The organism is Nonomuraea sp. NPDC050556, assembly GCF_044457355.1.
GTDB lineage: Bacteria > Actinomycetota > Actinomycetes > Streptosporangiales > Streptosporangiaceae > Nonomuraea.
Genome location: NZ_JBITGU010000004.1, coordinates 605,466 through 619,271, shown reverse-complemented (window position 1 = coordinate 619,271; position 13,806 = coordinate 605,466). Strand labels below are relative to the sequence as shown.

Genomic DNA, 13,806 nt, shown 5'->3' with positions numbered 1-13,806 from the left:
GGCTATGAGGAGAATTCTGGCCATAGCGGTATCGGTGACCTTGCTCGCGATCGTGCACCCCGCCCAGGCCGAGGCCGCGACCCGATGTGGCGCGCCTGCGCTGAAGGCGAGCGTCGGGCGGATCGACGCCGGTGCGGGGCAGCGGCACGCGCCGCTGACGCTCAAGAACGTCTCCTCGCGCACGTGCTCGCTGCGCGGCTACCCGGGCCTGATCATGCTCGACTCGCACGGCGACGCCCTGCGCACCCGCGTGGGGCGGGACGGCGGCTCCGCGCACCGGGTCACGCTCAAGCCGGGGCAACGCGCCACGGCGCTGCTGCACTGGACGACGGTCGAGACGGGCTCCGAGCGGACCTGCCCCGACGCGGCCAAGCTGCTGGTCATCCCGCCGGACGACTACGGCTACCTGGTCACGGCCTTCCCCGCCGACCACGTGTGCGACCAGGGGCGGCTCGGCGTCACACCGTTCGGTAGGTGATCAGCGGCTCACGCCGTCCGCGCCGCCGGTCAGCAGGGCCAGGTCGGCGCGGCGCGGCAGCGACTCCCAGTCGCCCTGCGAAGTGACCGCGAACGCCCCAGCCGCGCACGCCGTGCTCAGCCGTACCTCGGGCGAGGCCCCCGCCAGCCACTCGGCCAGCCACCCGGCCGCGAAGGCATCCCCGGCGCCCACCGGATCCACCTCCGTCACGCGGTACGGCTCGGCGCGCCGTACGACACCGCCGGAAAGCTCCATCGCACCCTGGGCGCCGAACTTGAGCACCACGTGCGGGACGTCCAGTTTCTCCGGATCATCGGTGATCAGCCGGGCCTCGTGCTCGGTGGCGAACAACACGTCGACCGAGCCGATCACCGACCTCAGCCAGTCACCCGCCTCGGCGGGAGACCACAGCGCCCTGCGGTAGTTGACGTCGAGCGAGACGAACACCCCCGCCTCACGGGCGGCGGCGAGAGCCACGGCCACCGCCGAGCGCGCCGAGGCCGACAGCGCCGGGGTGATCGCGGAGACGTGCAGGACCCGAGAAGCCCGGACGAGCGAGAGGTCGAGGTCCTCAGGGCAGAGGTGCGAGCCCGCGCTGTCCCTCCGGTAATACCGCACGTCGATGAGGTCAGCCGTCCGCCGCCCCTTGATCATCAACCCGGTCGGCGCCGACCCGTCGCGGATGGCCCGCACGTCCACACCCTCGCCGCGCAACGTCTGCTCGATGAGGTCACCGAACTCGTCAGCCCCCACCCGCCCGACCCACGTGGCGGCCGCGCCCAGCCTGGCCACGCCGATCGCCACGTTCGACTCCGCGCCACCCAGCCCCAGGTCGAAGTCGCGGGCATACCGCAGCGGCCCCGTCCGCCGCGCCGAGAACAGCGCCATCGTCTCGCCGAAGGTCACCAAGTCGGTCATCGTGTCGAGCCCAGCTTTCTCGAGATCGTCGTCGCGGTCCGCGCCACCAGCGGCCCCAGCTGCCTGACCCCGGCCGCGGTGATGCGCGAGCTGAGCCCGGACACGGAGATCGCCGAGGCGACGGTGTCGTGGTGGTTGAAGATCGGGGCGGCCACGCAGCGGACCTCGGGCTCGTTCTCGCGGTCGTCGACCGCGTAACCGCGCTGCCTGACCCTGGCCAGCTCCTTGAGCAGGAGCGCGGGGTCGGTGATCGTGTGCTTCGTGTGCCGCGGCAGGCCGAGCGCGATGACCGACGAGATCGCCTGCTCGGGCTGCCACGCCAGGATGGCCTTGCCGACCGCGGTGGAGTGCGCCGGGCCGCGGCTGCCGATGCGCGAGGCCATCCTGACGTTCGTCTGGTTCTCCACCTTGTCGATGTAGACGACGTGCGGCGCGTCGTAGACGACCAGGTGGACGGTCTCGCCCACCTCCTCGGCCAGACGGTGCGTCTCCTCGGCGGCCACCGTGCGCAGGTCGAGGGTGGCGAGGTAGGCCTGGCCGAGCTGCAGCGCGCCAGGCCCGAGGTGGTAGGCGCCGCTCTTCCTGTCGCGGTGCAGCAGGCCGGTCTCGATCAGGGGCGTGGCCAGCCTGAGCACCGTGCTCTTGGTGAGGCCGACGGCGTCGGCGAGCTGGGTGAGCGTCAGCCCGGCGTGGTCGCGGACGTGTTCGAGCACGACCAGCGCGCGCCGCAGCGAGGCCGACTGGTTGCGTTCGTGCACGTCAGCCACGGTAGGGGAGAGGTGCGGCAGATGTCACATTTTGCAGGACATGATTGTGCTATGCACAACTGCTGATGAAGACGACGCCGTCCGCCTCCGCGAGCTTGGCGGGGTCCAGGGGCCCGTAGCGGTAGTCGGTGGGGCTGACGGCCAGCCCGGTGCCGAGCTCCCCGGCCAGCCGTACGGCGTCGAAGAGGTAGGTGTCGTCGGGCAGGGCGGACAGGGCGCCCTCGATCGTGTCCGGGCCCGGGTCGAGGAGGCCGGGCGCGGCGCCCGTGGTGGTGGCCAGGAAGGTGTAGCGGTCGCCGAGCTGGGTGGCCGCGATGGCGCCCGCGCTCCACCACTCCAGCTTGAACTCGCCCATGGTCATGGTGCTCATGTCCCGCTGGAGGTGGCTGTTGTGGGCGAACACCATCGCCGGGCCGCGTTCCGCGATGGCCAGCAGGTTGTGGGCCATCATCGTGTCGCGCAGCGCGCACAGGGTGTTGAGCCGCTCGGGCGAGGTGCCGGCCATCTCCGCGTGATAGCGCAACAACCCCTGAGCGGTACGGCCGTGCAGCTCGGCCAGCCAGAACGCCTCGGGCGAGGCCGCGATCAGCTCGGGCGCCCGCGACCAGAGCCTGCTCACCAGGTCGTCGGCGAGCAGCCGCAGCTCGGCGACCTCGGGCAGGTTGCCGACCGACTGCGAGGGGTCCATGGCCGCCGCCTCGTTGGTCCAGCGCTCGTCGTCGCCGATCAGGGGGCCGGCGGTGTCCTCGATGCCCAGGTAGGCGAGGAGCGCGGTGAGCGGCTGCCTGGGGCTCTGGGCGTACATCGTCTCCGTGGGCGCGTCGAAGCCGTAGAAGTGCACGCGGTCGGCGGGCGCGCGGCCCTCGTTGTGCTCCCGCATCCACACGACGAGCTCGCGGTTGGCCGGAGAGGCGCCCCAGCCGTGGCTGAAGCCGGTGCGCATGACGGTGTCGAGGTCGCCGACCCCGTTGACCACGTAGTCGTCCACGATCAGCCCGGCCATGCAGTCGCTCTCGAGCGCGATCCCCCGGTGGCCCTCGTGCTCGACCAGGTGCTTGAAGAGGCGGTTGCGCAGGAGGGGGAAGCCCTCCACGCCGTGGGTGGGTTCGCCGAGCGCGAGCAGGGACGGCTTGGCCGTACGGGAGTGGAGGAATGCGGAGAAGGTGGTCTCGTTCAGCTGGCTGCCAGCGTCCTTGAGAGTCATGCTTATACCGTATCGTTGAACCTTCGGTTGAAACTTTTGCAGGAGGATCGTGAGACCGGTCGACCTGGCCCGTGAGCACGGGCTGTCCACTCAGGCAGTGCGCAACTACGAGGACGCGGGCATCCTGCCGCCCGCCGACCGCACGCCGCACGGCTACCGGGTTTACACCCAGGTGCACGCCCGCGCCCTGCGCGCCTTCATCGCGCTCGTCCCCGCGCACGGCCACCAGACGGCCACCGCGATCATGCAGGCGGCCAGTCGCGGCGCGGCCGACGAGGCGCTCGCACTGATCGACGAGAGCCACGCGCAGCTGCTCGCCGACCGGCAGACGCTGGCCGCCGTCGAGCGCGCGCTGCGCGACCTGACGCCGCTGGAGGACGAGCGCGAGCGCGCCGCCTTCGTCGGCCCGCTCGCCCGGCAGCTCGGCATCAAACCCGCCACGCTCCGCAAGTGGGAGCGGGCAGGGCTGGTCACCCCGGCCCGCGACCCGCAGACGGGCTACCGCGTCTACAGCGCGGCTGACGTGCGCGACGCCCGGCTGGCCCACCAGCTCAGGCGCGGCGGCTACTTGCTGCACCAGATCGCCGCGCTGCTCGACCAGGTGCGCTCGGCCGGCGGCGTGGAACCGCTGGAGGCGACGCTGGAGGAGTGGGGCGCGCGGCTCACCACGCGCGGCCGGGCGATGCTGCGCGCCGCTTCCGCGCTCGACGACTACCTCGGCTAGCTACCGGCCCACGCGGCCGTCGATGCGCTCGCGCAGGAAGTCGGCGTGCCCGTTGTGCCGGGCGTACTCCTCGATCATGCTCACCATCACGTCGCGCAGCACGGAGCCGTGCTTGCCCACGTGACCCATGTCGGGGTTGTCGGCGACGTACTGCTCGGCGAAGGCCACCTCGGCCCGCCACAACGCCCACGCCTCCGCGACCACCTCGGGGTCGGCGACGGCCCCCTCGAAGTCGGAGTTGTCGGGGAAGAGCCTGGGCGCCGGGTCACCGACCATGGTGCGGCGGAACCAGGCGTGCTCCACCCGCGCCATGTGCCGCACCAGGCCGAGCAGCGACAGGTCGGACGGTTCCACCGACCGCTTCGCCATGGCCTCGGCGTCCAGGCCCGCGCACTTGAGTTCGAGGGTGAGGCGCTGGTCGCGCAGGAAGCCGACCAGGGTGTCGCGCTCTGTGGTGTATCCGGCGGCCGCGCGCGGGTCGTCGTCGGGGTGGACGAACATGTCCGACCATGCGAACTTGCGCTCTAATTCCATGACGACATCGTCGTCCAGAAGATCAGCTCAGGGAAGGGCCCAGCGAGGTCGTGACGACGTGGTCGTCGCCCGGCGCCAGGAACTCCAGCAGCGCCGCCGCCTCGGCCGTCGCGGCCGCGAGGTCCTCTTCCGCGAACGGCTCCCACTGGTGGATCGTCAGCGTGGTCGTGCGCTTGGCCCTGCTGACGGTCCAGTCTCCGGCCGTGAAGCCGTCCACCAGGATCAACCTCCACATGACGTTGGTCTTGACGAAGGCGGGCGAGACCTCCAGCGCCTTCTGGGTGATCACCCGCGAGCGGTCGGCGTGCGACAGGAAGAGGTTGTCGAACTCGTACATCAGCCGCACCGGCGCGGGGACGTCCTCGCCCGGCAGCTCGGCCGACGGCAGGTCGTAGAGGATCCGCCCCTCGTCGTCGCGGTAACGGACCAGGTCGAGCCCGTCCACCGCCTCGGCCAGCCGGGTCAGCCCCGACCACGTCTGCACGTCCTTCACCGTGGCCGGCCCGAACGCGGCCAGGTAACGCAGCACCAGCTCGGCAGGCGTCATCGGCGGCACGTCGAGCCCCAGCCACGCCTCCGCGCTCGTGTGCGCGATCGGTCCGCTCCTGCCCCACAACCCGCGCGGCGGCACCTGCACGAGCGGCACCCGCCAGCGCACCCCCTGGCCCATGGCGTGCCTGTCGTGCGACGGCCACCGCTCGGCCAGGGCGCGCCCCAGGTCGGCGAAGGTCATCGGCCGCTCCTCCACCAGCTGCCTGCCGAGCGCGGCCAATTCGTCCAGGTCGATGCCGTCCAGCTTCTTGCCGAACGTCGTCTTCGTCATCCGCCCGGTCACCACGTCCAGCAGCGGCCGCATGGCCAGGCAGTCGCGCGCGCTGACCAGGTGGATCGTCGAGCGGTGCAGCGCGATGCGCACCACCTGGCGCGACTCGAGCAGCTCGGACGCCTCCTCGGCCTTGAACCCCTCGATCCGGTTCCAGAACCCGGTGTACCAGCTGTGCGGGGTCTGCGCCTGCAGCCCGGCCAGGTGGTCGACGACCTCGAGCGCGGAGCGGGTGGACCTGCGCAGGAGCAGCTGCCGGTCGAGCGTGGCCCGGTTGAGCGCGCGACGGCTGAGGAGGGTTTCCATAGCCACACCCTAGAGCCGGTCGCGGCCAGGAACGGGCCGCAATGGAACCGCCCATAAGGTGACATCCATGATGTTCTCCGTTCTGGGACCGGTCCGCGCGTGGGTGGGCGGCCGGGAAGTGCCCCTTGGCCCTCCGCAGCAGCGCCTGTTCCTCGCCGCGCTGGTGCTGGCGCGCGGCCAGGTGGTCGGCCAGCGCACGCTGATCGACCAGCTCTGGGACGGCGAGCCGCCGCGCAGTGCCACGCAGGTGCTCAGGACCTACGTCTCGCGGCTGCGCGGCCTCCTGGGCGCGGCCACGATCGCCTCGCTGGGCGACGGCTGGGCCATCAGCGGCGGAACCAGCGACCTCGACCGGTTCGACGAGCTTTGTACGGCCAAGCAGTGGCGGGAGGCGCTCGACCTCTGGCAGGGCGACGCGCTGGACGGCCTGACCGGCACGTACGCCGAAACCCAGCGGACCAGGCTCGCCGAGCGCAGGCGCCTGGCCGAGGAGCAGCTCGCCGACCCGAACCGCCCGGCGCAGCTACCGGCCGACCTGGCCGACTTCACCGGCCGCGACCGCCTCGTGGCCGACCTGGCGGAGACGCTCGAACCCGGCGCCACCGTGGCGATCTCGGCGGTCGCGGGCATCGGCGGCGTGGGCAAGACGGCGCTCGCCGTCCACGTGGCCCACCTGGTCAGGCAGTCCTTCCCCGACGGCCAGCTCTTCGCCGACCTGCGGGGCGCGGGCGGCTAACCGGCCGCGCCAGGCGCGGTACTGGGGGCTTTCCTGCGTGCGCTCGGTGTGCGCAAGCCGCCGGAGGAGCTCCACGAGCGCGCCGCGCTGTTCCGCTCGACGCTGGCGGGGCGGCGTTTGCTGCTCCTGCTCGACAACGCGGAATCGGCCGCGCAGGTGCGCCCGCTGCTGCCCGGTGCGCCCGGCTGCGCCGTACTCGTCACCAGCAGGGCGCGCCTCGCCGAGCTGGGCAGGGCCGTCGACCTGGAGGTGCTCGACCCGCGCGAGGCACTCGACCTGCTGGCCAGGGTGGCCGGCGAGGAGCGGGTGGCGGCCGAGCGCGGCGCGGCGATGGACCTGGTGGCGGCGTGCGGGTTCCTGCCGCTGGCGATCAGGATCGCCGGTTCGCGCCTGGCGGCCAGGCGCGGATGGCCGATCGCGGTGATGGGCGAGCGGCTGGCCGACGAGCGGCGCAGGCTGGCCGAGCTCAGCGTCGGCGACCTCGGCGTGGAGGCGTCGTTCTCGCTCGGCTTCGACCAGCTGACCGAGGCGCAGGCCAGGGCGTTCGTGCTGCTGGCCGGGAGCGACGCGGCCGACCTGCCCGCTCCCGCCGCCGCTGCCGTCCTGGACATGGACCTGCTCGACGCCGAGGACCTGTGCGAGTCGCTGGTCGACCTCAGCCTGCTCGAATCGCCCTCGCCCGGCCGCTACCGCTACCACGACCTGCTCAAGGTCTTCGCCCGCTCGCGCGGCGAAGCGCCGCTGGACCGGCTGGCCGACTTCCTCGTCGCCTCGGCGCGCAACGCCTTCGTGGCGATCAACGACGACGAGTCGATCATCGCCGCGCTCGGCGCGACGGAGTCGGACGGGCTTCCCTTCACCGACCCGGCCGAGGCCATGGACTGGCTGCTCGTCGAGGCGGGGCTGCTGCACACGACCGTGCGCCAGCTCGCGGAGGCCGGGCTGCCAGGCGTGGCGGCCGACCTGCTGGTGGCCATCTACAACCTGTCCGAGTCCGGCTACTACCTGGCCGAGTACGGCAGGGCAGCGGAGGCGGTCGCGCCGGTCGCGCGGGCCATGGGTGACGCGCGCGCCGAGGGCATGGCCAGGGCCTGCATCGCGCACGTGCTGCAGACCAGCGACGGCGAGCGGGCGCTGGCCGAGGCGCACCAGGCCCGCGAGCTCAGCAAGGGGGCGGGTGACCTGCGCACCTACCAGTTCGTGCTGAGCACGCTGATGATTCTGGTGAGCCCGGAGGAGGCGATGGTCTACGACCGGGAGGCGCTGGAACTGTTCCGCTCCACCGGCGACCTGCTGGGGGAGGCCCAGCACCTCAGCACGATGGCGCCGAAGCTGGCCGAGCTCGGCTACATGGGCGAGGCGGTGGCGGTGGCCGGGCGCTCGGTCACCCTGCTGCGCGACCTCGGCAACCGGCAGGGCCTCGCCTTCGCCCTCTACCACCAGGGCTACGTCCTCATGGAGGCCCGTCGCGCCGGCGAGGCGGCCGACGGGCTGCTGGAGTCCGTCGCGATCTTCGACGGGGCGCGCTCCGCGCTGTGGTCAGGCCGGGCGCTGTTCCTGCGGGCCAGGGCGCTGCGCGAGGCGGACAGGCTGGCCGAGTCCGTCGAGGCGGCGACCCGGTCGCATGCCGTACTCGGGGAGATCGGCTACGAGCTGGGGCAGGCCAGGGCGCTCGACGAGCGGGGTAGGACCCTCAGCCTGCTCGGCGAGGCCGAGCAGGCCAGGCGGGACTGGGACTCCGCGCTGGAGATCTTCCAGCGGCACGACGACCCGCGGGCCGCCGAGATTCAGGCCGTCTTGAACGGCAGCTCGGCGGTCAGGTAGCTGATCAGGGCGGACGGGTTCCTCGTCTGGGTGAGGATGCGGCCGGGGCCGGTGAAGTCGAAGACCAGGCCCTCGCCCGACTTCAGCGACTGGATGGTCTTGCCCTCGACCGCCCTGCGCAGGTCGCTCTTCACGGTCTCGTCGTAGGCGACCAGGTGGCCGGTGTCGACGGTGATCGTCTCGCCCGGGGCCAGCTCGACCACGTCCATCGCGCCGTAGCAGCCCAGCACCACGTCGCCGTCGCCCTCTGCCCTGATGAGGAAGCCGCCCTCGCCGCCGATCAGGTTCGACATGCCACCCCACTTGGTGACGATCTCCACGCCCTCGGACGAGGCGATCCACGCACCACGGGTGAGCATCAGCGCCCTGTCGCGGCTGACGGGGGCCACCTTCACGTCGCCGGGCAGGTGGTGGGCGATGTCCACCCAGCCGCCGCCGGCCGGGGCGGTGTAGCGGGTGGTGAACAGCGACTCGCCGCCCAGCGCGGAGCGGGCCAGCCCGCGCAGCAGGCCGCCCTCCATCTTGGCCTGGAGCTGCACGCCGCCGCTCGTGGCCGCCATCGCGCCCGCCTCGACGCGCAGGCTCTCGCCGCCGTCGAGGAAGCAGCGGGCGACGGCGAACGAACCTGGATGCCTGATCTCTGTCTTCATGGCGGAGAGGCTGGTCGGGGCCCGTAAACAGCGCGTTGACGTTTCATATATGGGTTGTCGACCGGCGACCAACAAGATGTGCCCCTGACGATGGGGGTTACTCATGAGATTTGGTGTTCTGGGCACCGTGGAAGTGTGGCGCGACGACGACCGGCTGGAGGTGGGCACGCCGCGCAACCGGGCGGTGCTCGCCCGGCTGCTGCTGTCGCGAGGGAAGGTCATCCCGATCGACCGGCTGATCGACGACCTGTGGGAGGGCGAGGCGCCTCCGCAGGCGCTGTCGTCGCTGCGCACGTTCGTCTGCCAGTTGCGCCGCGTGCTCGAGCCTCGGGTGGAGGGGCGGGCGCAGCCGTCCGTCCTGGTGACCGAGCCGCGCGGCTACGTGCTCCGTACCGAGGAGGATGCGCTCGACTCCGCCAGATTCGAGCGACTCGTCCGTGAGTCAGGTACGGCCAGGGACCCGCGCCAGGCGCTGGGTCTGATCGACCAGGCGCTCGACCTGTGGCGCGGGCCCGCCTACGCCGAGTTCGCGCACACGCTGTGGGCGGAGGGCGAGGTGGCCAGGCTGGAGGAGCTGCGGCTCGGCGCCACGGAGCGCAGGCTGGACACGCTCCTCACGCTGGGCAGGCAGGCCGAGGCCGTGCCGGAGCTGGAGGCGCACGCGCGCAGCCACCCGACGCGGGAGGAGGGCTGGCGGTTGCTGGCCCTCGGCCTCTACCGCTCCTCGCGCCAGGGCGACGCGCTGGCCGCGCTCCGCGACGCGCGCTCCTACCTGGCCGAGGAGCTGGGCGTCGACCCAGGGCCAGGCCTGCGGCAGCTGGAGGCCGACATCCTCGCGCAGACCGTCAGCCTGGAGCTGCCGCGCGCCCACGTGGCGCCGACGCCCATCCGCTGCCTGGGCAGGGACGACGAGCTGGCCGCAGCGGGGGCTGCGCTGGCGTCGGCCGAGGCGGGGACGGGCGGCAGCCTGGTGTTCGACGGCGAGCCGGGCGCGGGCAAGACGCAGTTGCTGCGCGGCGCCGAGGCGCTGGCCGGGCTGCGCGGCTTCACCGTGGCGTGGGCGCAGGCGCACCCGCTGGAGCGCGACCATCCGTACGGCGTGGCCAGGCAGGTCTTCGAGCCGCTGCTGTGCGCGCTGCCCGCCGAGGAGCGGGCCGAGGTGCTCGGCGGGATCGTCGCCCCCGCCGCCGACGTGGTGTGGCACAACCAGCCGTCGACCGGTGGTTCCGCCGTCCTGCACGCCCTCTACTGGCTGGCCGTACGGCTGGCAGAGCGGGCGCCGCTGCTGATCGCCCTCGACGACCTGCAGTGGTGCGACCCCGAGTCGCAGCGCTGGCTGGCCTACCTGGCCAGGCGCATCGGGCGGGTGCCCGTGGTGGTCGCCGCGACCAGGGCGGCCGGCGTGCCCGCCGCGGACCCGGCGCTGCTGGACGAGCTGTGCGCTCTGCTCGGGCCGGTCGAGCTGGGCGGCCTGCCGGAGGGCGCGGCTACCGCGCTGGCGGTCGAGCTGTTCGGGGTGGCGCCCGAGCCCGCGTTCGTCACCGCCTGCCTGCGCGAGACGGGCGGCAACGCGTTCCTGCTGGCCGAGCACATGAAGGGGCTGGCGGCCGGCGCGCGGCCCGCGTCGATCTCGCGATGGGTGGCCGACCGGCTGCGGCACGCGGGGCCGCGGGCCGCCGAGCTGGCCAGGACCGTCGCCGTTCTGGACGGCTCCGACCTGCCGGAGGACCTGGAAGGACTGGAAGTGTTGGTGGAGATGGGCCTCATCTGCGACGATCTGCCCTTGCGGTTCGCGCAGCCGGTCGTCCGGCAGGCGATTCTCGATGATCTGCCGCGCATCAAAACCGGACAAAAAGGAGGTCTAGACTTCTGTGGTGCGCTTCGAGGTGCTGGGACCGGTCCGCGGCTGGCGGGATGACGACGAGCTGGAGCTCGGCTCGCCGCAGCAGCGCCTCACGCTGGCCGCGCTCCTCCTGGCCGGTGGGCGCGTGCTCGGCGCCGACCAGCTGCTCGACATGCTCTGGGGGCAGGAACGGCCGCGCAGCGCGATGGGCACGCTGCGCACCTACATCTCGCGGCTGCGTGCCGTACTCGGGCCGTCGCTGATCGTCTCCGTCGGCGACGGCTACCAACTTGCCGCGGCAGTGGATGTAAACGTTTTCAGCGAGCTGGTCGCGCAGGCCAGGGACGCCCGGCCGCAGGAGGCGCGCGCGTTGCTCGGCCGCGCGCTCGACCTGTGGCGCGGCGAGCCGCTCGCCGGGCTGTCCGGCGCGTACGCGGAGGGCCAGCGGGTGCGCCTCGGCGAGCTGCGGCTCAGCGCGCTGGAAGCCAGGATCGAAGCCGACCTGTCGCTCGGCAGGCACGTCGAGACCGTCGCCGAGCTGACCAGCCTGTCCGCCGCGCACCCGGAGCGCGAGCGGCTCAGGGGGCTGCTCATGCGCGCCCTCTACCTGTCCGGACGGCAGGCAGAGGCGATCGGCGTCTACACCGACACCCGGCGGCTGCTCGCCGAGGAGCTCGGCATCGACCCGTCGCCCGAGCTCGCCGAGCTCTACCAGCAGATCATCACGGCGGACGCCGAGCTGGGCGGCACGGTCACCACCCGGCTCGCGCCGCCGCGCAACGCCCCGCGTCAACTGCCCGCCGACGTCGCCGACTTCACCGGGCGGGCGGCCGAGATCTCGTGCCTGGTCTCCGCGCTGTCCGGCGGCTCGGCCGCACTGCCCGTGTCGATCGTGGCCGGGCCTGGCGGGGTGGGCAAGACCACGCTGGCCGTGCACGTCGCGCACCGGCTCGCCGCGCACTACCCGGACGGGCAGCTCTTCGTCGACCTCCAGGGCACGTCGGCGCCCGGCGCCGTGCTCGGGGCGTTCCTGCGCGCGCTCGGAGAGGAGGAGCTGCCCGAGGCGACCCAGGAGCGCTCGGCGCTGTTCCGCTCGCTGCTGGCCGAGCGCAGGATGCTCGTCGTCCTCGACAACGCCGTGTCCGCCGCGCAGGTGCGGCCGCTGCTGCCCGGTGCGCCCGGCTGCGCCGTGCTCGTCACCAGCAGGGCCAGGCTCGTCGGGCTGGGCGGGGCGCGCCAGGTCGACCTGGAGGTCCTCAGCCCGGTCGAGTCGCTGGCGCTGCTGGCCAAGGTCGCCGGGGAGGAACGGGTCAGGAACGAGCACGGGCAGGCCATGGACCTGGTCGCGGCGTGCGGGTTCCTGCCGCTGGCCATCAGGATCGCCGCCGCCCGGCTGGCGGCCAGGCCGCAGTGGAGCATCGCGCGGCTGCGCGACAGGCTCGCCGACGAGCGCAGGCGGCTGGCCGAGCTCAGGACAGGCAACCTGGCCGTGGAAGCGTCGTTCTCCTTCGGGTACGACCAGCTGCCCGCGCCGCTGTCCAGGGCGTTCCGGCTGCTCGCCCTGCCCGAGGCGGCCACCGTCGCGCTGCCCGTCGCCGCGGCGCTGCTCGGCGTGGACCGGTTCGAGGCGGAGGACCTGTGCGAGGCGCTCGTCGACCTCAGCATGCTGGAGTCGCCGTCGCCCGGCCGCTACCACTTCCACGACCTGCTCAAGGTCTTCGCGCGGGGGCAGGAGGAACCCTCAGCGCAGGAGGCGCTGGTCAGGGCGCTGGGCTTCTACACGCAGACCGTCGAGGCCGTCTACCGGCAGCGCTATCCAGGCCGCCTGTCCCCGCAGCCGGGCGCGGCGCCGTCCCTGGGCATCGGGTGGCTGATCGAGGAGTCGGAGTCGCTGCTGAGCCTGGTGCAGCAGGCGATCCCCTTCCACGACCTGTACGGCCTGGCCCACCTGCTGGAGCTCGTCGGCAACCTCATGGGCGACGTCGGCGCCTTCGGCGACACGCTGGGGCTGCTGCTGGACGCGGCCATCCAGCGCGGGGACGTCGCGGCTGAGGCGTTCGCCCGGTACAACCGCAGCACGCTCTACACGATGGACCCGGAGACGTCGCGCAAGGAGGCGATGGCCGCGCGGGACCTGGCTCTGGCGTGCGGGGACACGCGGTTGTACGGCTACTGCCTGTCGCAGCTCGCGTTGCTCGGTTACTACGCCAGGTCCTATGCGGAGGCCATCGACCTGCTGACGTCGGCGGGCGCCATCGCGAAGGCGCGGGGGGACCTGGCGGAGGAGGCCTCGGTGCAGGGGAACATCGCGGTGGTGCTGTCGGCGATGGGCGGGGACGGGCTGGCGGCGGCGCGGCGGGCCTACGAGCTCAAGCAGGTCATCCACGGGGGGAACGCGGGGGCCAACGGGGACTACAGCTACGCGCTCGTGCTGGCGGCGGCGGGGGAGTCTGCCGAGGCGCTGTCGCTGTTCAGCTCGGCGCTGGCGGGGTTCAGCGAGCTGCGGCAGCGGGAGTGGATGGGGTCGGTGCTGGTGCGGATGGCTGGGGTTCTGCTGGATTTGCGGCGTCCGCAGGAGGCGTTGGAGAGGGGGGAGGAGGGGTTGGCGCTGCTCATCGAGTGCGGGGACGAGGTGTGGCAGGGGAAGGCGTTGCTGGCGATCGGGCGGGCGTTGACGGAGCTGGGGGCTGGGGGGCGGGCGCACGCTTGTTTGGGGGAGGCTTTGGAGATCTTCGAACGGCTGGACCTCCCGGACGCGGAGGACGTCCGCATCCTGGTCTGACCCGCCACCCCACTCGTCCCTGGGGTAGGGGCTAGAGGAGAGCACGACCGCAGGTGACGGTGAGGCTCCCTCGAGAGCGGGTGAGCTCTGGGCAGTCGGGCGTGTGATAAGCCCGCCGATGGCAATAACCCACGAGCGGGCGAGGCCTGGGCGGGGCAACACGCCGGGTGGGCGGCACCGCGTGGTGCGTTTCCCGGGATGGGGCCCGGAGGCGTGC

General features: G+C 72.7%; 12 protein-coding genes. 6 read left to right on the top strand and 6 right to left on the bottom strand.

Annotated features, from left to right (window positions below):
- Positions 1-4: 4 nt before the first annotated feature.
- Entirely contained in the window at positions 5-478 is a 474-nt protein-coding gene (locus ACIBG8_RS39965; protein ID WP_397348423.1) for a DUF4232 domain-containing protein, read from the top strand.
- On the opposite strand, the gene ACIBG8_RS39960 is transcribed toward ACIBG8_RS39965, so the two are convergent.
- From ACIBG8_RS39960 to ACIBG8_RS39950, 3 genes are read right to left on the bottom strand one after another with little or no spacing between them, the layout of a single operon-like run.
- Complete coding sequence (locus tag ACIBG8_RS39960; RefSeq protein WP_397348422.1) at positions 479-1,396, bottom strand: sugar kinase; 918 nt, start codon at positions 1,394-1,396, stop codon at positions 479-481.
- Positions 1,393-2,154, bottom strand: coding sequence for an IclR family transcriptional regulator (locus ACIBG8_RS39955; protein WP_397348421.1), 762 nt, complete (start codon positions 2,152-2,154; stop codon positions 1,393-1,395). Before ACIBG8_RS39955 ends, ACIBG8_RS39960 begins: the two co-directional genes overlap by 4 nt.
- Positions 2,155-2,212: 58 nt before the next feature.
- Entirely contained in the window at positions 2,213-3,367 is a 1,155-nt protein-coding gene (locus tag ACIBG8_RS39950) for an erythromycin esterase family protein (protein ID WP_397348420.1), read from the bottom strand.
- 49 nt (positions 3,368-3,416) lie between these two features.
- Between ACIBG8_RS39950 and ACIBG8_RS39945 the strand changes: the two genes are divergently transcribed.
- A complete protein-coding gene (locus ACIBG8_RS39945) occupies positions 3,417-4,091 on the top strand; it encodes a TioE family transcriptional regulator (protein ID WP_397348419.1) in 675 nt (224 codons plus the stop codon).
- Here ACIBG8_RS39945 and ACIBG8_RS39940 read toward each other — a convergent pair whose 3' ends face one another.
- Entirely contained in the window at positions 4,092-4,625 is a 534-nt protein-coding gene (locus ACIBG8_RS39940) for a DinB family protein (protein ID WP_397348418.1), read from the bottom strand. It lies immediately after the preceding gene.
- A gap of 22 nt (positions 4,626-4,647) precedes the next feature.
- Positions 4,648-5,754, bottom strand: coding sequence for a winged helix DNA-binding domain-containing protein (locus ACIBG8_RS39935; RefSeq protein WP_397348417.1), 1,107 nt, complete (start codon positions 5,752-5,754; stop codon positions 4,648-4,650).
- A 67-nt stretch (positions 5,755-5,821) separates the two neighbouring features.
- On the opposite strand from ACIBG8_RS39935, the gene ACIBG8_RS39930 reads away from it, so the two are divergent.
- Together ACIBG8_RS39930 and ACIBG8_RS39925 are read left to right on the top strand one after the other, a co-directional pair.
- Positions 5,822-6,490, top strand: coding sequence for a winged helix-turn-helix domain-containing protein (locus ACIBG8_RS39930; protein ID WP_397348416.1), 669 nt, complete (start codon positions 5,822-5,824; stop codon positions 6,488-6,490).
- Positions 6,491-6,538: 48 nt separating this feature from the next.
- Positions 6,539-8,314, top strand: coding sequence for a hypothetical protein (locus tag ACIBG8_RS39925; RefSeq protein ID WP_397348415.1), 1,776 nt, complete (start codon positions 6,539-6,541; stop codon positions 8,312-8,314).
- On the opposite strand, the gene ACIBG8_RS39920 is transcribed toward ACIBG8_RS39925, so the two are convergent.
- Complete coding sequence (locus ACIBG8_RS39920; protein WP_397348414.1) at positions 8,278-8,964, bottom strand: TIGR00266 family protein; 687 nt, start codon at positions 8,962-8,964, stop codon at positions 8,278-8,280. The two genes, ACIBG8_RS39925 and ACIBG8_RS39920, sit on opposite strands and share 37 nt — an antisense overlap.
- Before the next feature lie 103 nt (positions 8,965-9,067).
- Between ACIBG8_RS39920 and ACIBG8_RS39915 the strand changes: the two genes are divergently transcribed.
- Both ACIBG8_RS39915 and ACIBG8_RS39910 read left to right on the top strand, forming a co-directional pair.
- The gene (locus tag ACIBG8_RS39915) at positions 9,068-10,882 is read left to right on the top strand and encodes a BTAD domain-containing putative transcriptional regulator (RefSeq protein ID WP_397348413.1); all 1,815 of its coding nucleotides are present in this window, start codon (positions 9,068-9,070) and stop codon (positions 10,880-10,882) included.
- A complete protein-coding gene (locus tag ACIBG8_RS39910; protein WP_397348412.1) occupies positions 10,839-13,589 on the top strand; it encodes a BTAD domain-containing putative transcriptional regulator in 2,751 nt (916 codons plus the stop codon). Before ACIBG8_RS39915 ends, ACIBG8_RS39910 begins: the two co-directional genes overlap by 44 nt.
- The last annotated feature ends 217 nt before the right edge of the window (positions 13,590-13,806 follow it).

Bases quoted from the DNA above. Each gene is read 5' to 3' on its own strand.
- ACIBG8_RS39950 (WP_397348420.1), bottom strand. From the start codon at position 3,367: ATGACTCTCAAGGACGCTGGCAGCCAGCTGAACGAGACCACCTTCTCC.
- ACIBG8_RS39935 (WP_397348417.1), bottom strand. From the start codon at position 5,754: ATGGAAACCCTCCTCAGCCGTCGCGCGCTCAACCGGGCCACGCTCGAC.
- ACIBG8_RS39920 (WP_397348414.1), bottom strand. From the start codon at position 8,964: ATGAAGACAGAGATCAGGCATCCAGGTTCGTTCGCCGTCGCCCGCTGC.
- ACIBG8_RS39960 (WP_397348422.1), bottom strand. From the start codon at position 1,396: ATGACCGACTTGGTGACCTTCGGCGAGACGATGGCGCTGTTCTCGGCG.
- ACIBG8_RS39915 (WP_397348413.1), top strand. From the start codon at position 9,068: ATGAGATTTGGTGTTCTGGGCACCGTGGAAGTGTGGCGCGACGACGAC.
- ACIBG8_RS39930 (WP_397348416.1), top strand. From the start codon at position 5,822: ATGATGTTCTCCGTTCTGGGACCGGTCCGCGCGTGGGTGGGCGGCCGG.
- ACIBG8_RS39965 (WP_397348423.1), top strand. From the start codon at position 5: ATGAGGAGAATTCTGGCCATAGCGGTATCGGTGACCTTGCTCGCGATC.
- ACIBG8_RS39940 (WP_397348418.1), bottom strand. From the start codon at position 4,625: ATGGAATTAGAGCGCAAGTTCGCATGGTCGGACATGTTCGTCCACCCC.